The sequence below is a fragment of the Streptomyces sp. NPDC060064 genome, assembly GCF_042736455.1.
GTDB lineage: Bacteria > Actinomycetota > Actinomycetes > Streptomycetales > Streptomycetaceae > Streptomyces.
In genome coordinates this window covers 1-17467 of the sequence record NZ_JBHWWF010000050.1, presented here as the reverse complement: position 1 = coordinate 17467, position 17467 = coordinate 1, and the positions used below count along the sequence as shown (strand labels likewise).

22 protein-coding genes are annotated in these 17467 nt (G+C 70.0%); 5 read left to right on the top strand and 17 right to left on the bottom strand.

Annotation, left to right across the window (positions count from 1 at the left end):
- Nucleotide 1: 1 nt before the first annotated feature.
- The 3 genes from ACFWDI_RS36655 to ACFWDI_RS36645 form a co-directional block, all read right to left on the bottom strand.
- Nucleotides 2-1150 carry a phosphotransferase family protein gene (locus tag ACFWDI_RS36655; RefSeq protein ID WP_385310891.1) on the bottom strand — a complete coding sequence of 383 codons (1149 nt, stop codon included), beginning with the start codon at nt 1148-1150 and terminating at the stop codon, nt 2-4.
- A gap of 176 nt (nt 1151-1326) precedes the next feature.
- Nucleotides 1327-2028, bottom strand: a complete 702-nt coding sequence (locus ACFWDI_RS36650) for an HAD family hydrolase (protein ID WP_385310889.1) — start codon at nt 2026-2028, stop codon at nt 1327-1329.
- 5 nt (nt 2029-2033) lie between these two features.
- Entirely contained in the window at nt 2034-2915 is an 882-nt protein-coding gene (locus ACFWDI_RS36645) for a GntR family transcriptional regulator (protein ID WP_385310887.1), read from the bottom strand.
- A 283-nt stretch (nt 2916-3198) separates the two neighbouring features.
- Here ACFWDI_RS36645 and ACFWDI_RS36640 point away from each other — a divergent pair, with 283 nt between their 5' ends.
- Nucleotides 3199-3357, top strand: coding sequence for a hypothetical protein (locus tag ACFWDI_RS36640; RefSeq protein ID WP_327324496.1), 159 nt, complete (start codon nt 3199-3201; stop codon nt 3355-3357).
- Nucleotides 3358-3424: 67 nt separating this feature from the next.
- Here ACFWDI_RS36640 and ACFWDI_RS36635 read toward each other — a convergent pair whose 3' ends face one another.
- The 3 genes from ACFWDI_RS36635 to ACFWDI_RS36625 all read right to left on the bottom strand — a co-directional run bounded on the left by ACFWDI_RS36635 (nt 3425) and on the right by ACFWDI_RS36625 (nt 6553).
- Nucleotides 3425-4669, bottom strand: coding sequence for a GNAT family N-acetyltransferase (locus ACFWDI_RS36635; protein WP_385310885.1), 1245 nt, complete (start codon nt 4667-4669; stop codon nt 3425-3427).
- Nucleotides 4670-4844: 175 nt separating this feature from the next.
- Entirely contained in the window at nt 4845-5804 is a 960-nt protein-coding gene (locus tag ACFWDI_RS36630) for an asparaginase (RefSeq protein WP_385310884.1), read from the bottom strand.
- 44 nt (nt 5805-5848) lie between these two features.
- Nucleotides 5849-6553 (bottom strand): hypothetical protein, encoded by a 705-nt coding sequence (locus tag ACFWDI_RS36625; RefSeq protein WP_385310882.1) that lies wholly within the window; start codon nt 6551-6553, stop codon nt 5849-5851.
- Nucleotides 6554-6670: 117 nt separating this feature from the next.
- On the opposite strand from ACFWDI_RS36625, the gene dtd reads away from it, so the two are divergent.
- On the top strand, nt 6671-7096 hold the full coding sequence (gene dtd / locus ACFWDI_RS36620; RefSeq protein ID WP_327324499.1) for a D-aminoacyl-tRNA deacylase: 426 nt from the start codon (nt 6671-6673) through the stop codon (nt 7094-7096).
- A gap of 4 nt (nt 7097-7100) precedes the next feature.
- On the opposite strand, the gene ACFWDI_RS36615 is transcribed toward dtd, so the two are convergent.
- From ACFWDI_RS36615 to ACFWDI_RS36605, 3 genes are all read right to left on the bottom strand, one after another.
- Complete coding sequence (locus tag ACFWDI_RS36615; RefSeq protein WP_385310879.1) at nt 7101-8066, bottom strand: YgfZ/GcvT domain-containing protein; 966 nt, start codon at nt 8064-8066, stop codon at nt 7101-7103.
- A gap of 9 nt (nt 8067-8075) precedes the next feature.
- Nucleotides 8076-8513 (bottom strand): transcriptional repressor, encoded by a 438-nt coding sequence (locus tag ACFWDI_RS36610; protein ID WP_327324501.1) that lies wholly within the window; start codon nt 8511-8513, stop codon nt 8076-8078.
- An 84-nt stretch (nt 8514-8597) separates the two neighbouring features.
- Nucleotides 8598-9170: an FABP family protein gene (locus ACFWDI_RS36605; RefSeq protein WP_385310878.1), complete on the bottom strand. Its 573-nt coding sequence runs from the start codon at nt 9168-9170 to the stop codon at nt 8598-8600.
- 283 nt (nt 9171-9453) lie between these two features.
- On the opposite strand from ACFWDI_RS36605, the gene ACFWDI_RS36600 reads away from it, so the two are divergent.
- Nucleotides 9454-9816, top strand: a complete 363-nt coding sequence (locus ACFWDI_RS36600) for a DsrE family protein (RefSeq protein WP_362682035.1) — start codon at nt 9454-9456, stop codon at nt 9814-9816.
- Nucleotides 9817-9860: 44 nt separating this feature from the next.
- On the opposite strand, the gene ACFWDI_RS36595 is transcribed toward ACFWDI_RS36600, so the two are convergent.
- The 8 genes from ACFWDI_RS36595 to ACFWDI_RS36560 all read right to left on the bottom strand — a co-directional run bounded on the left by ACFWDI_RS36595 (nt 9861) and on the right by ACFWDI_RS36560 (nt 15048).
- Nucleotides 9861-10124 carry a DUF3099 domain-containing protein gene (locus ACFWDI_RS36595; protein ID WP_327324507.1) on the bottom strand — a complete coding sequence of 88 codons (264 nt, stop codon included), beginning with the start codon at nt 10122-10124 and terminating at the stop codon, nt 9861-9863.
- Between the two features lie 103 nt (nt 10125-10227).
- Complete coding sequence (locus ACFWDI_RS36590) at nt 10228-10515, bottom strand: DUF1416 domain-containing protein (protein ID WP_018101653.1); 288 nt, start codon at nt 10513-10515, stop codon at nt 10228-10230.
- 32 nt (nt 10516-10547) lie between these two features.
- On the bottom strand, nt 10548-11393 hold the full coding sequence (locus ACFWDI_RS36585) for a sulfurtransferase (RefSeq protein WP_385310875.1): 846 nt from the start codon (nt 11391-11393) through the stop codon (nt 10548-10550).
- Between the two features lie 139 nt (nt 11394-11532).
- A complete protein-coding gene (locus ACFWDI_RS36580) occupies nt 11533-11613 on the bottom strand; it encodes a putative leader peptide (RefSeq protein ID WP_350310325.1) in 81 nt (26 codons plus the stop codon).
- Between the two features lie 304 nt (nt 11614-11917).
- Entirely contained in the window at nt 11918-12667 is a 750-nt protein-coding gene (locus ACFWDI_RS36575) for a DUF2993 domain-containing protein (protein WP_385310873.1), read from the bottom strand.
- Between the two features lie 142 nt (nt 12668-12809).
- Nucleotides 12810-14009, bottom strand: a complete 1200-nt coding sequence (locus tag ACFWDI_RS36570; protein ID WP_385310872.1) for a hypothetical protein — start codon at nt 14007-14009, stop codon at nt 12810-12812.
- Nucleotides 13945-14199 (bottom strand): MoaD/ThiS family protein, encoded by a 255-nt coding sequence (locus ACFWDI_RS36565; protein WP_327324511.1) that lies wholly within the window; start codon nt 14197-14199, stop codon nt 13945-13947. Before ACFWDI_RS36565 ends, ACFWDI_RS36570 begins: the two co-directional genes overlap by 65 nt.
- 33 nt (nt 14200-14232) lie before the next feature.
- Entirely contained in the window at nt 14233-15048 is an 816-nt protein-coding gene (locus ACFWDI_RS36560) for an alpha/beta hydrolase family protein (protein WP_385310871.1), read from the bottom strand.
- Between the two features lie 221 nt (nt 15049-15269).
- On the opposite strand from ACFWDI_RS36560, the gene ACFWDI_RS36555 reads away from it, so the two are divergent.
- Both ACFWDI_RS36555 and ACFWDI_RS36550 read left to right on the top strand, forming a co-directional pair.
- Nucleotides 15270-16085, top strand: a complete 816-nt coding sequence (locus ACFWDI_RS36555) for a response regulator transcription factor (RefSeq protein WP_385310869.1) — start codon at nt 15270-15272, stop codon at nt 16083-16085.
- Between the two features lie 24 nt (nt 16086-16109).
- Nucleotides 16110-17132: a LacI family DNA-binding transcriptional regulator gene (locus ACFWDI_RS36550; protein WP_327324514.1), complete on the top strand. Its 1023-nt coding sequence runs from the start codon at nt 16110-16112 to the stop codon at nt 17130-17132.
- Nucleotides 17133-17467 lie beyond the last annotated feature (335 nt).

Here is a 17467-nt window from a genome sequence, read left to right as displayed (position 1 = left end):
CTCACGCCACCCGCCGTACCTCGTCCACGTCCACCTCGTCGGCCCCGGCCCCGTCCGCCTTCTCCACCGCTGCCTTGGCGCGCTGCCAGGCGACAAGCGCCAGGGCTGTCCGCCCGGCGCTCGGCACCCGCCGCAGCCCGAGCGGTCGGCGCCCCGCGCGCAGCACCGCCTCGATCCCCGTCGCGGTCCGCTCCAGAGCGGCCCGGTCGGGATGGCGGGCGAAGGCCAGGGCCAGCCGGATCACATCGATGTAGACCGACTGCAGCCGTTCGAAGTCGAGATAGATCCGCAGTGCGCGGCGGTGCCCGGCAAGCGCTGCCGGACGGCTGTGGGCGACAGCCGTGCGCCAGGCCCTCAGCGCAGCCCGCCGCTCGGCCCGTTTCACGTACCGCATCCGCGAGAGGTGCGAGGCAATCTCGTAGACGGGGTCACCGAAGAGGGCGAGTTCCCAGTCGATCAGGGAGAGCCGGCCGTCCACGCCGGCGATGAGGTTGCCCCGGTGGACGTCGGTGTGAAGGAGTACGAACGGCCGCTCCCCCAGCTCCTCGGCGCGTTCCATCAGCCGTGGAAAGGCATCGTCGGGCACCTTCAGGCCGGCGAACAGCGTCCGGAAATCCTTGCCGTGCCGCCCCTTCACCTCGCTCTCGGTGAAGTCGACCAGCGTACGGAGAAAACCTGCGCAGTCGCCGTCGGCCGGCCAGCCCTCGGGACAGGGCGGCAGCAGCCGGGAGGGGACCGCTGCCGTCTGCCGGAAGAGCTCCCCGAGGGAGTCGATGTACGGGAGTGCCACCGGCCCCTCACGTCCCACGAGGTCCGACAGTGGATCGCCCTCGGCGAAGGAGTGCACGGTGAAACCGGGCCGGTCGGCCAGCACGCGGGGGCTTCCGTCCACCCGGCCGGCGATGGCGCCGAGCAGCTCCCCCTCGGGCCAGATCCGCAGATTGAACTGGACGGCTTCGGTGATCGGCGCCCGTACCTTCACCGGCGTACCGGCAGGCAGCGCGACCGACGCGGCGAGCGCGTGCGGCAGTTCCACGCAGTAGTTGCGGTGGTAGTAGCCGGTGAGGGGCGCCCCCTCACCGGCCGCTCGGTACAGCGACTCCCAGCTGTCGACGACACGTCCGGACGCGCTGCGGGCTACATCGGACATGCGGCTCCTGCGCTCTCGAGGCCGAAGACACCACTGACGGACCGTTCCGGGCCGCCGGTCACGTTCATACCCAAAGAGTAGTGACAGCACCAAACCCCTTGCGGAGAAGGAGGGTTGACACTGTGCACACGTCATAGGGCCGGGGCCCGTCCGTCATCCCTACCCGACTGTCATCCCTACCCGACGACAGCCGCCTGCATGACGCTCAGATCCGCGGCAAAGCAGGTGGCTCCGGCCGCCTCGAGCCGCCGCAGTTTCTCCTGGCGCGGGTGGTATCCGATGAACGGCACACCGGCCGCCGCTGCCGCCTCGGCGTCGGCGGGCGAGTCGCCGATCATCACACTGTCCGCGGCGGCCGTACCGGTGCTGTCGAGGAGTTGCCGCAGGCTGTGCGGAGCGGGTTTCATCAGGCTCAGATCATCGGGCCGGCCGACGATCCGGTCGTTGAAGTACTTCTCGAGCCCATGGCGGTGGAGATACGCCCGGATTGCTGCCTCGCAGTTGTTCGATGCGATGGCAAGCAGCTTGCCCTCGCCGCGCAGCTGCGCCATGAGCGGCTCGGCCGCGGCGGTGGGCACCGCCGTCTCGGCGGCTTCGGTCTCCGCCTCTTCAAGGCACTTGCGCACGGTCCCGACCAGGCCGACGGGGTCGCCCGTACGGACGGCGTGCACCTGCAGCATCACTTGGAGGGGATCGGTCATCCCCTCGGTCCTGGCACTCAGGTCGGCGTCGGGGCGGACGATCTCGCGCAGCGTCGCGGCGATGCTCGAGGCCGTGCGGGGGTGCGCGAAGAGATCACAGACGGGTCCGTCGAAGTCCCACAGGACGAGGGAGGCACGGGAGAGCAGATCTCGTAGCTGGGTAGGGGAGGTGAGCAACACGATCAGTCGCCAAAGTCCGTATCTTGGGCCAGTAGCTCCCAATAGGAGTCGAAGAACGTTTGCGCTGTCTCCACCTTCAGTGCCTGGTCAGGCTTGGAGTACGGAAAGAGCGTGGCGCCGAGCCCGAGCGAGTTGAGGGTTGTGCCCTCCTGCTCCTCTCCCTCGACCGGGTCGGGATCCGTGCCCTCCAGGGTGTAGTAACCCTCGAGCAGCAGATCCCTGTTCAGGAGATACATCTTGCTGGTCGGCGTGAGGCGCACGGTCCTGATCTGGACCGACACCTCCGGAACGAGCCGCTGTCGCTTGAGGGTACGCAATTCACTGCGCAACGACTTGGAACACTGGATCAGGGTGTCGCGGTGCCGCTGGCGCGGCCGCTCGTCGTCCGGGTCGTGCAAGGACACGGGGAAGGCGAGCTTGATGCCGGGGTCGGGAAGCATCAGGCGCAGAGAGATGCTCCGCGGCCGGATGCTGCCGTCGTGGATGCGGGTGATCTGTGCCCCGAGTTGCCGGTTCATCGTCTCCGAGGTGAGGGAGAAGACGTCCATGGTGATGTCATCGGCATCGAAGGCTGCTTGAAGATGGGGCTGGAGCGTCTCCAGGGCGGGCCGCGCGAAGACCTGCCGGGCCATGGAAGCGCGGCCTCCGGCGGGCAGCACCCGGGCGCCACTACCCTGACGTGACTCGATCAGGCCCTCGTCGATGAGCAGTTTCAGAGCCTTGGTCACCGTCGCCCGGGACACCTGGAACGTGTCCCTCAACTCCCGTTGCGTAGGCAGCAGCTTGCCCGCTCCGTACGCACCGCCGCTGATGCCTTCCCTCAGCCGGGCGGCGACGATCTCGTACTTCCTGCCCTCTTCGCCCGCCGGTTCGCCAGTTGCCACCGTCCCACCGTACAACTGCCCTATGGGTACGCGTAATTGGCCCGTCGAATAAGACATGTTCGAGCCACTTCAGGCCGACCGGCCAATTTCCGGTCAACCGCCCGATCCAATAGTCATACAAGTTTGCCGGTGCCTGACGAACGGGAAGACAACAGACAGGTCAACCAGACTGATTTGCTTGCAACTTGACTGCTTGACCGACTCTGACGGGGCGCCCGAGCGGGTACAACGGCGTGCGGGCACAGGCGCTCCCCGTTCCGAAGGAGGGGGACCCATGCCTTGGATGACCTTAGTAGTCGAACAGTTCGTGCAATGGCGGTTCGGATACGTCGCGGCGCTCGGACTCACCCTGCTGACCATCGGGGTAAAGGCCGAGAACCCCACCTGCGCCGGCGTCGGCGGCGCCCTGCTGACGGTGCCGGTCGTGGCGGCCGGCACCTGACGGACCTCCGCGCCTCAGCCGCCCGCCCGGACACCACAGCGCCCGCCCGGACATCACAGCGCAGGCGTCAGAAGATGTCCGGGCACCAAGGCCGCCTCGACGTCCGCAGCAGCCGGTCCGCCACCCCCGCCGCCCCCGGCGTCCCCTCCTCCACCAGGCCCAGCGCCGCCAGTCGTACCGCCGACTCGTCGCCCAGGTACAGCGCACCCAACTCCCGTACATCCAGCGTCAGATCGGGCGACCGGGTCGACGGACCACACACCGCCCCCTCCGGCGACGCGTCCAGGCGGAAGCAGCCGGCCGCCAGGCCCGCCGCATCGCGGATGTCCAGAACCAGGGTCGCGGAAGTCCCGTACGTACGCGCCTCCAGGGCCCGTACGACATCCAGGATCCGCACCCACAAGAAGTCCGCCTGCGTCAGGATCCTCGCCGCGCGGGGGTCCGGGAGCAGCAGGGGGAGCAGGTCGTCCGGGGCGCGGTAGCCCGACTTGACCGTGGTGATCCAGTCCACCGAGCACAGGTAGTGCCACAGGGCGCGCTCCGCCGCCGGCGTCAGCGCGATCATGTCGCGCACCGTCGCCGTGTTCAGGGGCTGCTTGGCATCGCCCCACATGTCGTCCGCCTTGTAGACGAGCAGGCCCTCGACCTCACCGCTCGCCGCGCGGTAGACCGCGTAGAACGGCTCCGTCCAGGGGTGGGCCGACAGTTCCGCCTGGCCCGTGTTGATCTGCCACCAGCGCTCGTCGCGGTTCACCGCGCCCGGCTGCCCGGCCGCGAGCCGTGCGTGCAGCTCCGGGCCGAGCTTGCGTACGTCCGTCCCGTCGACCAGGTCGATCCGGCCTCCGTCGCCCGGGCCCGACCAGCGCGGATCCAGGCCGGTGCGCGGGACGTCGACCGCCCACTCGGTGATCCAGGCGGCCGGGCCGAAGCCGTACCGACCGTAGATCGGGTACTCCGCGGCGATCAGCGTGGATACGACGTCGCCGCGCTCCTTGGCCTCCGCCAGGTCCGCGGTCATCATCCGGCTGAGCAGACCCCGGCGGCGGTGCGTGGGCGAGACGGTGACATTGGAGACCGCGCTCGCCGGGAGCGCGGCGCCGCCCACCGCGGTGAGCTGCTGGGCGAAGGAGCGGTACGTCGCGACACAGCGGCCGTTGTCGAAGACGCCGCGGACCCGCGACAGGTCGGTGTGCGCCAGGCGGCCGGCGACCTCCTTCTCGGAGATCACCGGCGGCCTCAGGAACCCGGTGGACAACGCCCGCAGCCAGTCGGCGAATTCGGACTCGGTGACGGTGCGGGTTTCGACACTCATACGTCTCACGCTAGGCCGAACGCCGATCCGCCCGCATCCGGGTTTCCGGCAGTCCCGTGCGGCTCAGCCCCGTACGGCTCCGAATGCGTGCGGCTCAGAACGCCCTGCGGGCTCAGAACGCCGCGCCGCTCAGCCCTGCGGGCTCAGAACGCCGCGCCGCTCAGCCCTGTGCGGCTCAGAACGCCGCGCGGATCTCGCCGACCTCCACCCCGCCGCCCAGCAGCGGCGCGTGCCCGATCCGCGCCACCACCGGAGCATCCACACCCAGCAGTTCCAGGGCACGGGCCAGCACCGGGCCCAGCGCGCGGGTCGAGCCGTCGTCCACCTTGAAGGCCAGCGCACGGCCGTCCGCCAGCGCCACCGCCTGGACCGCCTCCGCGCCCATCTTCGACAGCGTGCCCGGCATCTCGCGCATCAGCCAGGTGTCGGGGCGGCGCGTGCCGGCGACGTACTCGGGGTGGGCGCGCATCGCGTCCGCGACCCGGCGCTCGGCCGAAGCCGGCTCGGCGAGTACGAAGTGGCGGAAGGCGCGGGCCAGTCCGGTCAGGCTGACCGCCATCAGCGGAGCGCCGCAGCCGTCCGTGCCGACCGCCGTGACCCGCTCGCCGGACGCGTCCTCGACCACCTGGTGGACCAGCTGCTGCAGCGGATGCCCGGGGTCCAGGTAGTTCGTCCGGTCCCAGCCGTTCAGTGCGCAGGCCGCCAGCATCGCAGCGTGCTTGCCGGAGCAGTTCATCGTGACCTTGTCACGGACCTGGCCCGTCGCGAGATACGCCTCGGCCTCGGCCGGGTCCAGCGGCAGGTCCGGCGGCGTCTGCAGGTCATCGGCCGACAGCGTGTGCTCGGCGAGCATCTTCCGTACGAGATCGAGGTGGAAGCCCTCACCGGAGTGGCTCGCGGCGGCGAGCGCCAGCCGCTCCCCGGAGAGGCCGAGCCCGGCGCGGAGTACCGCCGCCGCCTGCATCGGCTTGTTGCTGGAGCGCGGGAAGACCGGCACGGCCGGGTCTCCGAGCGCGAGTTCCACACTGCCGTCCGCCGCCAGGACGACGAGCGACCCCCGGTGACGGCCCTCGACAAAGCCGGATCGTACGACTTCGGCGAGGACCGGGGGTATGGCGGTGGTGGGGGTGCTCATCGTGGGCCTTCCCGGGGCGTGGGCCAGCTCCCGGAAGGATCGCTTCAGGTGAGCAGGTCGTCTACTTGTGCTTCACCTTCACGGTACCTGCGGGCGATCTCGGCACTGCAATCGTCCGCCGTGCGCTGCAGCAGCTGACGGCTGCGCGAAACCTGCTGTTCGTAGCGGATCAGCCGGCCCATCGCCGCGTGCAGTTCCTCGTCGGTACGGGCGTCGAGGTCGGAGAGCTCGACCTCGGAGAGCATGTCCGAGGCCAGCCGCCGGTACTCCTCGCTGTGCGGCGTGGAGAGCGTCACATGCCGGGCCGACGAGCGGTGCCGCGAAGGGGCGTCGGCCAGGATCTTCGACAGACGGTCCACGACGGTTGTCTCCGGGACGGCCGGCGCCTGTGGGGCCGTACGCCGCGCCAGCTCGGCCCGCAGGATGTCGATGCGGCCCTGCAGCAGCCGCCGCACATAGCTGAGGTCCGCTTCGTCGCGATGCGAGTCGCGGCGGAGATTGCGCAGCTCAGGCAGGCGCAGTGCCGCGAGATCGTGCTGCGGGGGCTCAGGCAGGACGTCCCCGGAACGCTGCTGGGGCGGTCGCGCGGCACGTGAGCGGCCGGTACGGGTCGGCGCCGAGGGTGGCACGGAAGGTGGCACGGAAGACGGTGCGGTACGCGGCACGGAAGGCGACGCGGGAATCGCTGTGGGCAGCGATGTGGGAAGCGATACGGGACCGGGCGGCTGTCCGGCGCCAGATGTGCTCATGTGCGTATGTCCGTCCCCTCGACCGGTGCGGCTGCACCGCCTCCGTGCATGGTGCCACTCCCGAAGGTCCCGACGCAGGTGCTCTGCACCCGTTCAGCCCCAGATAGGTTGGTCTGTATGCGTGCAGTGGTGCAGAGGGTCGACGGCGCGAGCGTCGTGGTGGCGGGCGAGACGGTCGGCGAAATCGTCGGCGAAGGGCTGTGTGTGCTGGTGGGAGTGACCCACGAGGACACCAAGGAGAAGGCGGCGCAGCTGGCCCGCAAGCTCTGGTCGGTCCGCATTCTGGAGGGCGAGAAATCCTGCTCGGACGTGAACGCGCCGTTGCTGGTGATTTCGCAGTTCACTCTCTACGGGGACGCCCGCAAGGGCCGCCGCCCCACCTGGAACGCCGCTGCGCCCGGCGATGTGGCCGAACCACTGGTCGACGAAGTGGTGGCGCAGCTGCGGGCGCTGGGGGCACGGGTGGAGACGGGCCGGTTCGGGGCGGACATGCGCGTCTCGCTCACCAATCACGGCCCGTTCACCGTACTGATCGAAATCTGAGGAGCTACGGCTCGACCACGAGCTCCTGCGCGGCCGCCGTGTCGCCCGCCAGCAGCTCCGCGTCCATCGGCACATTGCGCTTGACCAACGCCAGTGCGATCGGGCCGAGCTCGTGATGACGGGCTGACGTGGTGATGAAGCCCAGCTGGCGGCCCTCCTCACCGTCGGCGGCGAGCCGCACCGGAGTGCCGTGGCCCGGCAGGTGCACCTCACTGCCGTCGAGGTGCAGGAAGACCAGCCGACGCGGCGGCTTCCCCAGGTTGTGGACGCGCGCGACGGTCTCCTGGCCGCGGTAGCAGCCCTTCTGCAGGTGGACCGCGCTGCCGATCCAGCCCAGCTCGTGCGGGATGGTGCGGTGGTCGGTCTCGAAGCCGAGGCGGGGGCGGTGGGTCTCGACGCGCAGTGCCTCGTACGCCAGGATCCCGGCGACCGGGCCGTTCGCGGCGGCGTACGTTTCGAGGTCGGCACGCGGCAGGAACAGATCGCGGCCGTACGGAGTCTCCCGTACGACAACGCCCTCGGGCACCTCGGCGATGGAACCCGCGGGCAGGTGGACGACCGCGAACTCCTCGGTCCGGTCGGCGACTTCGACCCGGTAGAAGAACTTCATCGACTCCAGGTACCCGATGAGTTCCTGCTGCGTGCCCGGTTCGACATGCGCCCAGACCGTCTCGCCGTCGTCGACGAGATACAGCGCATGCTCGATATGGCCGTGCGAGGAGAGGATCAGCGCCTCGGTCGCCCGGCCGGCCGGGAGCTCGCTCACATGCTGGGTGAGCAGCAGATGCAGCCAGCTCAGGCGGTCGTCGCCGGTGACGGTGACGACGCCGCGGTGCGAGAGATCGACAAGGCCGGCGCCGTCCGCGAGGGCGCGCTGCTCGCGGAACAGATCGCCGTAGTGCGCGGCGACGCCTTCGTCATGGCCTTCGGCGGCGACCGCACCGGGCAGGGACAGCAGGGGGCTCTTCATGCGCTAAGCCTACGACTCGGTGGTCGGGGCCTCAGCGGTGCACTTCTTGCAGCGGCCGAAGATCGCGAAGTGCTTCATGTCCGTCTCGAAACCGAAGGTCTCGCGGAGCTTGGAGGTGAACTCGGCGGCGACGGAGACATCCGCCTCGATCACATTCGTACAGTCGCGGCAGACCAGGTGGATGTGGTGGTGCCGGTCGGCGAGGTGGTACGTCGGGGCGCCGTGGCCGAGGTGGGCGTGGGAGACCAGGCCGAGCTCCTCAAGGAGCTCCAGGGTCCGGTAGACGGTGGAGATGTTCACGCCGGAGGCGGTCTTGCGCACCTCGGAGAGGATGTCGTCGGGCGTCGCGTGCTCGAGCGTGTCGACGGCCTCGAGGACAAGCTGGCGCTGCGGAGTCAGCCGGTAGCCGCGCTGCCGCAGATCGCTCTTCCAGTCGGTGCTCACCACGCACCCAGTGTAGGCAGGCGCTTCAACCGCGGGGAGCGGTTGTCGGCCTTGATCCTTCGGCGGGGCGTGGCGAGCGCCGGCGGGCTACTTGAAGAAGGCGATGCCGTCGTCCGGGAGGTCGCCGAGGTCCTTGGCCCACTCCTCGACCTGCTCCGGGGAGACGACCTTCTTCAGATGCGCCGACATGTACGGGCGCAGCGGGACCTCCGGAGTGGCCTTCTCGCCCACCCACATCAGGTCGCCCTTCACATAACCGTAGAGCCGCTTGCCACCGGTGTACGGACCCGAGGCCCCGGTGCGCGCGACCGCGTCCGTCACCAGGTCGATCTGCGGCTTCTGGTCGGCGAGCTCGCCGTACCAGATCTCGACGATGCCCTGGTCACGTGCCATGACGACCTCGACCTTGCGGTCGGAGTCGATACGCCAGTAGCCGGTCTCGGACTCCAGCGGGCGGACCTTCTTGCCTTCGGCGTCGAGCACCCAGGTGTGCGAGATGTACTCGAGGAAGTCCCGGCCGTCGTGGCTGAAGGTGACTTCCTGGCCGAAGTTGCACTTCTCGGCGCCGGGGAAGTCGGAAACGCCCGCGCCCTCCCAGGTACCGAGGAGGAAGGCGAGGGGGACGAGGCCCGGGTTCAGGTCGGACGGAATCTCGATCATGAGCAGCTCTGGCGATCTGTAGAGATACGGGGGTGACGAGCGCGAGGGGCGCTGACTAGCGCTGACCCTGGTACAGCTTCTTCACGGTCAGACCGGCGAAGGCGGCGACGCCGACGCAGACCAGGACCAGCAGGGCTTCGAAGAATGCCTCAAGCACGGGGTGCTCCTCGGATGTGCGGTGTGGGCGGTAAGGGCCGGGTCCCAGCCTAATGGGTGGGACTACGGGCATCTCTGCGAGGTGTGGGCGGACGGCGTTGTGTGCCCGCGCATTACAGTTCGGTACATGGCGAAGAAGCTCGTGATCAAGGTGACCGCCGGGGCCGATGCGCCCGAGCGCTGCTCGCAGGCCTTCACGGTGGCGGCCGTCGCCGCGGCCAGCGGTGTGGAGGTCTCGCTCTGGCTGACCGGTGAGTCCGCGTGGTTCGCGCTGCCGGGGCGCGCGGCCGAGTTCGAACTGCCGCATGCGGCGCCGCTGCCGGATCTGATCGAGTCGATCCAGGCAGCCGGGCAGATCACGCTCTGCACGCAGTGCGCGGTCCGTCGGGACATCGCGGAGAAGGATGTGCTCGACGGCGTACGGATCGCGGGCGCGCAGGTCTTCGTCAGCGAGATCATGCCGGACGGCGTCCAGGCGCTCGTCTACTAGCGAACTCGTCCATTACTGGCGAACTCGTCCATCAGCGGCACGGCTTACTGCGACCGGCGCTTCTTGCCGTCCAGCTCGTCCCACCACTCGTCGGACTTCGGGTCCCCTGACGGGTCGTCCCACCAGCGGTCCTCGGGGCCGCGCGCGTTGGCGAACATCGCGGCGAGCGGCGGGATGACCATGGCGACGACGCACATGCCGACGGCGACGGGGATCGACCAGAGGCGCACGACGGCCCACGCGGACACGAAGAGGAAGACGCATCCGCCCATCAGCAGGAAGTAACCACGCCGGCGTCGCGCGTACATACCTCCAGCGTACGACCGGCGACGCGGACGACCGAAGGGCCGCACCCCGATCAGGAAGCGTCCAACCCCCTGGGGTGCGGCCCTTCGGCCAGTACGTGATGAATCAGACCGCGATCGCGACCTCGGCGAGGCCACCGGTCTGCGCGACGACCGTACGGTCCGCCGTACCACCCGGGACGAGCGCGCGCACCGTCCACGTGCCCTCGGCCGCGTAGAAGCGGAACTGTCCGGTCGCCGAGGTCGGGACCTCGGCGGTGAACTCGCCCGTCGAGTCCAGCAGGCGGACGTATCCGGTGACGGGCTCGCCGTCACGCGTCACGCTGCCCTGGATGGTCGTCTCACCGGGCTTGATCGTCGAAGCGTCGGGGCCGCCGGCCTTTGCTCCACACATAGGGTCGTCCTTCGGGGGTCGGGAGGAGGGGTTTACTTGCCGGAGCCGAGCTCGATCGGCACGCCGACCAAGGAGCCGTACTCGGTCCACGAGCCGTCGTAGTTCTTGACGTTGGGCTGCTCGAGCAGCTCGTGCAGCACGAACCAGGTGAGCGAGGAACGCTCACCGATGCGGCACAGGGCGATGGTGTCCTTCGCGAGGTCGACGTTCTCGTCCTCGTAGAGCGCCTTGAGCTCGTCGTCGGACTTGAAGGTGCCGTCGTCGTTGGCGTTCTTCGACCACGGAATGTTGCGGGAGGTCGGGATGTGGCCCGCCTTCTGCGACTGCTCCTGCGGGAGGTGGGCCGGGGCGAGGAGCTTGCCCGAGAACTCGTCGGGCGAACGGACGTCGACCAGGTTCAGCTTGCCGATCGAGGCGATGACCTCGTCGCGGAAGGCGCGGATCGAGGTGTCCTGGGGCTTGGCCTTGTACTCGGTGGCCGGGCGGCTGGGGACCTCGGAGCCGTCGACCAGGTCGCGGGAGTCGAGCTCCCACTTCTTGCGGCCGCCGTCGAGGAGCTTGACGCTGTCGTGGCCGTAGAGCTTGAAGTACCAGTAGGCGTACGAGGCGAACCAGTTGTTGTTGCCGCCGTAGAGGACGACGGTGTCGTCGTTGGCGATGCCCTTCGCCGACAGGAGCTTCTCGAAGCCCTCCTGGTCGACGAAGTCGCGGCGGACCGGGTCCTGGAGGTCGCTCTTCCAGTCGATCCGTACGGCGTTCTTGATGTGGTTCTTGTCGTAAGCGGAAGTGTCCTCGTCGACCTCGACGATGACGACCTTCGGGTCCTCGATGTGGGCCTCGACCCAGTCGGCGTCTACCAGGACGTCGCTGCGGCTCATGCTCTTTCTCCTCCGGGGCAGTGTGCGGCGGGTGGTGCGAAGAGGGGTGCGCGGGTACGCGGAACGAACGGCGTACGTGCACGGGGGTGGCCCTGACAACGGTCAAAGGGCCCGGGGGATACGGGAGCCGGGCTCCCGCTCAGAAAGTGCGACAGAGCATGGCGGCGACGCGGCACAGATCTACTGCCCGCCGCTTCGTGAGATCCGCCTGTCGCTTCATGGGTCCGATCGTAGGGACGAATCCGCCGCGATGTCACCGGGGTGTCGAATACTGAGACGCGATCATCCACTATGCGGGACGGGTTACCCCGTGGCCGGTCTCCGCCCGGCCGGCGCGGCCGTGTGCGCGCTCTTTCCTTCTACCCACCGGACACGGCCGTCTCACCATGCGGCCGGGGTGACGAGCGGACGGCGGATCCTGCCCCTCCCCGCCCCTTCCCGCTGCTGTCCTCACGCGCCGGACAGGTTTCCGTCCTCAAGCGCCGGACGGGCTGCATTTCAGCAAGCCCCGGACGGGCCGAATCTCAGCCCGCCAGTGACACGTTCCTACCCGTGCCCGAGAACTGCAGTCCGCCGTCCGCCGCCCGGACCTTGTCCAGCTTGATGCTCGAGGGCATCCCGGCGATCTTCAGGTCGTAGTCGATGGCCTTGCGCAACTTCTCGTCGAAGCCCGGCACCGGCAGCTTCGGCAGCGACTCGGCCCGCAGCTGGACCGTGTCGCCGCCCTTGAGCACGACCGTGCTGTACGTGGTGACCATGCGGCCCGCGAGCAGGCCCTTGAAGGCGCCCGGCACCTGGATGCCCGCGCCGTCGAGCAGGTCGGTGAGCGGTCCCGTGACCTTGACCTGGCCCTTGGCTGCCCGGTCGGCGCCCGCGTAGCTGACGGTGGCGCCCTTGGGCGCGGCCTTCGTCAGATCGGCGTAGGAGATCCGGGCGGAACCGTCGGCCCGGTCCGCGACGGCGGAGGAGAAGCTGCTGTCGATCTTCACGTTGCGCAGCTCGGCCTTGACCTCGGTGACATTGACCGAGTGGCCGCCCGCGGTGGCGGTGATGCCGGCGAGGCTGACGTCGACCTCGTCGAGTTCCTTGCCCATGACCTGGGTGAGGAAGGGGAAGCCCTTGATGGAGATCTCCGGCGTCGAGCTCAGCCCCTGGTTGCTCTTGATCTTGTCGGCCGCCTCCGACTCGGCCAGGTTCACGGCGATCCGGTCCGCGGCGACGAAGATGCCGCCGAGGATCACGGCGATGATCAGCAGTATTCGCAGTGCGCGCATTGCTCGGTGTCCCCCACCTTGGTCTGTCCGGCCCCCCGTGACGCCCGCGAGCCTAAACGAATCCGGACGACGACCTCTGTCCAATGATCGACGAGTGACGCCCGTCATTGGTTCCTGGGGGTCACACGAGGGTTCCTGGGGGTCACACGAGCGCGCGGCCGATCAGATAGACCGCAGGGGCAGCGGCGGTCAGCGGCAGGGCCACGCCCGCCGTCATATGGACGAAGCGGGACGGGTAGTCGTAGCTCGCCACCCGCAGGCCGACCAGCGCGCAGACACCCGCGGCGAGACCCAGCAGCGCACCCCCGGAGCCGATGTCGGTCAGAGAGCCGGCCGCGATGCCCGCACCGGCCGCGGCCAGCAGCGACAGGACGACGGAGGCGAGGCCGGGCAGCGGCAGCGCGCGGACCAGGACGGCCACGGCGACCGCGATCCCGCCCACCACCACGGCGTCGTCCGCGGCCGCGAGATGCCCGGCCGCGAGGATCGTCAGCGCTGCCGACGCGACCGTCGCCATCAGTCCGTACATCCGCTCGTCGGCGTCCGCGTGGCTGCGCAGCTGCAGCACGAGGGTGAGCAGCACCCAGACACCGAGCGTGCCGATGATCGCGGCGGGCGCGTTCTCCCGGCCGACGCCGAGCAGTACGGCGTCGGCGGCGAGGCCGCCCGCGAAGGCGAGCGCGATGCCCTGCCGGGCGGGCCACATGCCGTTGAGCCGGAACCATCCGGCCGCGGTGACGGCCTGCAGCAGCACGAGCGGTACGAGCAGAGCGTACGAGCCGATGGCCGCGCCGCCGGCGAGCAGCAGTCCGAGGACGGCGGTCAGCCCGGCGGGCTGCATGCCCGGCGCGATGATCGGCGAACGGCCCTCGGCGCGGGCGCGCTGGGCGTCGGTGATCCGGGCGTTCCCGACGGTGGTGGGGGCGCTGTACCCGGCACTGCCGGTCGCGGCGGTGCCTGTCGCAGCCGGGCCGGCGGAGGCGGCCGGCGGCTCGTACGCGGCGGGCGCCGGCTCCGGCGCCGGGACCGGTGCCTCGGGCGGCAGCGGGTACGCGCCCTGCGGCGGCAGATACACGGCGTCGGCCGCGGCGGCGGACTGCGCGGGCCGCACGGTCGGCTGGTACTGCGTGTCCCAGGTCTCGGCCTCCCACGTCTGTGCCGCGCCGGGGTCGTGGAACGGCTGCTGGTAGGGGTCCTGGTAGGGCTGCTGATACGGCTCCTGGTACGGCTGCTGCTGTTCGTACGGATACTGCTGATCGCTGCTCATGTTGTGCGGTTCACCCTCCTGCGAACGGCGGGAGCACCTCGACCGTGCCGCCCTCGGCAAGCCGTACGGTCTCATGGCCGCGGGTCCCGACGGGGGCACCGTCGACGAGGAACGAACACCGCTGCAGTACCCGCGTCAGCTCACCGGGGTGCCGTTCGCGCACCGCGGTCAGCGCCTCCGCGAGCGTTCCCGCGGCGTACGGCTCCTCCGCGATGCCGGCCGCCGCCTTGGCCGCGGCCCAGTAGCGGATGGTTCCCGCTGCCATGTCGGCACTCCTTTCGTCGGCTTCCATGATGGGCTACTCGCCGGCCAGCCAGTCCGCGAGGCGGCCGAGCAGCACCTCGTCCGCGGCGTTCTCGGCGTGGCCCATGCCCGGCTCCAGCCACAGCTCGGCCTGCCCCTCGCCGGCTGCGGCGGCGAGCATGCGCGGATGGTCCAGCGGGAAGTACGGGTCGCGGTCGCCGTGCACGATCAGCAGCGGCGTCGGGGCGATGAGCGGCACGGACTCGACCGGGGAGAGCGGTACGGGATTCCACTCCTCGGGATGGATACGGGTGCCGAGACCGAAGCGGCCGACGACACGGCCGAGCGGCCTGCTGACCACCCAGTGCAGCCGCCGCATCGGTGCCGTACCGCGGTAGTACCAGCGCGCGGGGGCGCTGACGGCGGCGACCGCGTCGGTATGCGCTTCTTTGCGCCCCCCGTGCATCGCGGCGTGCCGGAGCACCACCGAGCCGCCCATCGAGAAACCGACGGTCACCACACGCGTATGACCGAAGGAACGTGCCCACTCGACCGCCGCCGCGAGATCCAGCACCTCACGGTCGCCGACCGTGGAGCGGCCGCCCGAGCCGCCGTGCCCGCGGAAAGAGAACGTGACCACGGCCGCACGCTGCGCGAACACCTGTGCAGCGCGCCGCACGGCAGGCCGGTCCACGGACCCCGTGAAGCCGTGTGCGACGACAATCGCGGTGGCGGCGGAACCGGCCGTACACGGCTCGTACACCGCCTCGATACGTACCCGGTCGTCCGTGCGGAGCATCGTCCTGAGGGGTGCCGACGTGAGCGAGGAAACAATTGATCTGCGGAAAGGACCCTCTGCCACGGAGCTCATGTGGGCTATTCTGCTGGGAAGAGGATCCGGGCAACGATGCCCCCGGATCCTTTTGTGTTTTCTGCCCGTTGTTACAGGCAGGTGAACGGCGGGCCCCGGGGCGCGGGGGCCGCCACGTTCGAAGCAGTGCCGCAACGTCCTCGCAGGGACCGAGGAGGAACCGACGTTATGGGCCAGCGAACCGTGCACGACCGTAGGACGATCCGGGCAGGTGGGGCGCGATGAGCTCACTTCTGCTTCTGACCAATGCCCTCCAGCCGTCGACGGAGGTGCTCCCCGCCCTCGGACTGCTGCTGCACAACGTGCGGGTCGCCCCCGCCGAAGGCCCGGCCCTCGTCGACACCCCGGGTGCCGACGTCATCCTGATCGACGGCCGCCGCGACCTGCCGCAGGTGCGGTCGCTGTGCCAGCTGCTGCGGTCCACCGGACCTGGCTGCCCGCTGATCCTCGTCGTGACGGAGGGCGGTCTCGCGGCCGTCACCGCGGACTGGGGCATCGACGACGTACTGCTGGACACAGCGGGTCCGGCCGAGGTCGAGGCCCGGCTGCGGCTCGCGATGGGCCGCCAGCAGATCACCTCGGACGACAGCCCGATGGAGATCCGCAACGGTGATCTGTCGGTCGACGAGGCGACGTACAGCGCAAAGCTGAAGGGGCGGGTCCTGGACCTGACCTTCAAGGAGTTCGAGCTGCTCAAGTACCTCGCGCAGCACCCTGGGCGGGTCTTCACCCGGGCCCAGCTGCTCCAGGAGGTCTGGGGCTACGACTACTTCGGCGGTACGCGGACGGTCGACGTCCATGTACGGCGGCTGCGCGCGAAGCTCGGCCCGGAGCACGAGTCGCTGATCGGGACCGTACGCAACGTCGGCTACCGCTTTGTCACGCCGGAGAAGGTCGAACGCGCGGCCGAGGAGGCGAAGGCGAAGGCGGCGGCGCAGACCGCTGCGAAGGCCGCGGCACGGGCGGCGGACTCCCTCGCTCATACGGAGGACACGGCCGAGCCGCAGGAAGCGGGCGTACGCCCTGCCCAGAGGTAGGTCACCCCGCGTAGACTGCCGCGCGTGGCCAAGGTGACGCGGGACGATGTGGCGCGACTGGCGGGGACTTCGACCGCGGTCGTCAGCTACGTCATCAACAACGGACCCCGGCCGGTCGCCCCGGCCACGCGCGAGCGGGTACTCGCAGCGATCAAGGAGCTGGGGTACCGGCCCGATCGGGTTGCCCAGGCGATGGCCTCGCGGCGGACCGACCTGATAGGCATGATCGTGCCGGACGCGCGGCAGCCGTTCTTCGCGGAGATGGCGCACGCGGTCGAACAGGCCGCGGCGGACCGCGGAAAAATGGTGCTCGTCGGCAACTCCGACTACCGCGACGAGCGCGAGGTCCACTATCTGCGGGCCTTCCTCGGGATGCGGGTCTCCGGGCTGATCCTGGTCAGCCAGGGCCCGAGCGAACGGGCGGCCGCGGAGATCGAGGCGTGGGACGCGCGGGTGGTGCTGCTGCACGAGCGCCCGGAGGCCATCGACGACGTGGCCGTCGTCACGGACGACATCGGCGGCGCGCAGCTGGCGACGCGGCATCTGCTGGAGCACGGGCACCCGTACGTCGCCTGCCTCGGCGGCGTCGAGTCGACCCCGGCGGTCGGCGACCCGGTGGCGGACCACGTCGAGGGCTGGCGCCGGGCCATGCTGGAGTCGGGCCGGTCGGTGGAGGGACGGCTGTTCCAGGCGCCGTACAACCGCTACGACGCGTATCAGGTGGCGTTGAAGCTGCTGGCGGGCCCGGAGAGGCCGCCGGCGATCTTCTGCTCGACGGACGACCAGGCGTTCGGTGTGCTGCGGGCGGCGCGGGAGCTGCGGATAGATGTGCCGGGCGAGCTGGCGGTGGCGGGCTTCGACGACGTCAAGGAGGCGGCGCTGACGGACCCGCCGCTGACGACGATCTCCTCGGACCGCCCGGCGATGGCGCGGGCGGCGGTGGATCTGGTGCTGGACGACGGGTTGCGGGTGGCGGGTTCTCGCCGGGAACGGGTGAAGCAGTTCCCGTCGGGCTTGGTGATCCGCCGATCCTGCGGCTGCGGGTAGCCTCCGGCGGGCGACGGGTTCTTGTGGCCCGGGCCCGGGGCACGTGTTGCTCGGGCCTGGGGTGCGGGGTCTTGTCGGGTGCGGGCTCCGGTGCCCCTCCGGGCTCGACTCCTCGGGGTCGGCGGCGTACAGGCTCTTGGTGCGTGCCCCCGGTTTTGCCGCCAATCCCCTGCGGGGACGACCCTGCACGGCCCCTCCCCACCCGGACGACACGGGTGCGGCCCGCTGCGTGCTCGCGGTTCGCGGTTCGCGGTTCGCGGTTCGCGGTTCGCGGTTCGCGGTTCGCGGTTCGCGGTTCGCGGTTCGCGGTTCGCGGTTCGCGGTTCGCGGTTCGC

Coding starts and splice junctions, on each gene's coding strand:
- ACFWDI_RS36655 (WP_385310891.1), bottom strand. CDS start 1,150: ATGTCCGATGTAGCCCGCAGCGCGTCCGGACGTGTCGTCGACAGCTGG.
- ACFWDI_RS36640 (WP_327324496.1), top strand. CDS start 3,199: ATGACCTTAGTAGTCGAACAGTTCGTGCAATGGCGGTTCGGATACGTC.
- ACFWDI_RS36635 (WP_385310885.1), bottom strand. CDS start 4,669: ATGAGTGTCGAAACCCGCACCGTCACCGAGTCCGAATTCGCCGACTGG.
- ACFWDI_RS36630 (WP_385310884.1), bottom strand. CDS start 5,804: ATGAGCACCCCCACCACCGCCATACCCCCGGTCCTCGCCGAAGTCGTA.
- ACFWDI_RS36625 (WP_385310882.1), bottom strand. CDS start 6,553: ATGAGCACATCTGGCGCCGGACAGCCGCCCGGTCCCGTATCGCTTCCC.
- dtd (WP_327324499.1), top strand. CDS start 6,671: ATGCGTGCAGTGGTGCAGAGGGTCGACGGCGCGAGCGTCGTGGTGGCG.
- ACFWDI_RS36615 (WP_385310879.1), bottom strand. CDS start 8,066: ATGAAGAGCCCCCTGCTGTCCCTGCCCGGTGCGGTCGCCGCCGAAGGC.
- ACFWDI_RS36605 (WP_385310878.1), bottom strand. CDS start 9,170: ATGATCGAGATTCCGTCCGACCTGAACCCGGGCCTCGTCCCCCTCGCC.
- ACFWDI_RS36600 (WP_362682035.1), top strand. CDS start 9,454: ATGGCGAAGAAGCTCGTGATCAAGGTGACCGCCGGGGCCGATGCGCCC.
- ACFWDI_RS36595 (WP_327324507.1), bottom strand. CDS start 10,124: ATGTACGCGCGACGCCGGCGTGGTTACTTCCTGCTGATGGGCGGATGC.
- ACFWDI_RS36590 (WP_018101653.1), bottom strand. CDS start 10,515: ATGTGTGGAGCAAAGGCCGGCGGCCCCGACGCTTCGACGATCAAGCCC.
- ACFWDI_RS36585 (WP_385310875.1), bottom strand. CDS start 11,393: ATGAGCCGCAGCGACGTCCTGGTAGACGCCGACTGGGTCGAGGCCCAC.
- ACFWDI_RS36580 (WP_350310325.1), bottom strand. CDS start 11,613: ATGAAGCGACAGGCGGATCTCACGAAGCGGCGGGCAGTAGATCTGTGC.
- ACFWDI_RS36575 (WP_385310873.1), bottom strand. CDS start 12,667: ATGCGCGCACTGCGAATACTGCTGATCATCGCCGTGATCCTCGGCGGC.
- ACFWDI_RS36570 (WP_385310872.1), bottom strand. CDS start 14,009: ATGAGACCGTACGGCTTGCCGAGGGCGGCACGGTCGAGGTGCTCCCGC.
- ACFWDI_RS36565 (WP_327324511.1), bottom strand. CDS start 14,199: ATGGCAGCGGGAACCATCCGCTACTGGGCCGCGGCCAAGGCGGCGGCC.
- ACFWDI_RS36560 (WP_385310871.1), bottom strand. CDS start 15,048: ATGAGCTCCGTGGCAGAGGGTCCTTTCCGCAGATCAATTGTTTCCTCG.
- ACFWDI_RS36555 (WP_385310869.1), top strand. CDS start 15,270: ATGAGCTCACTTCTGCTTCTGACCAATGCCCTCCAGCCGTCGACGGAG.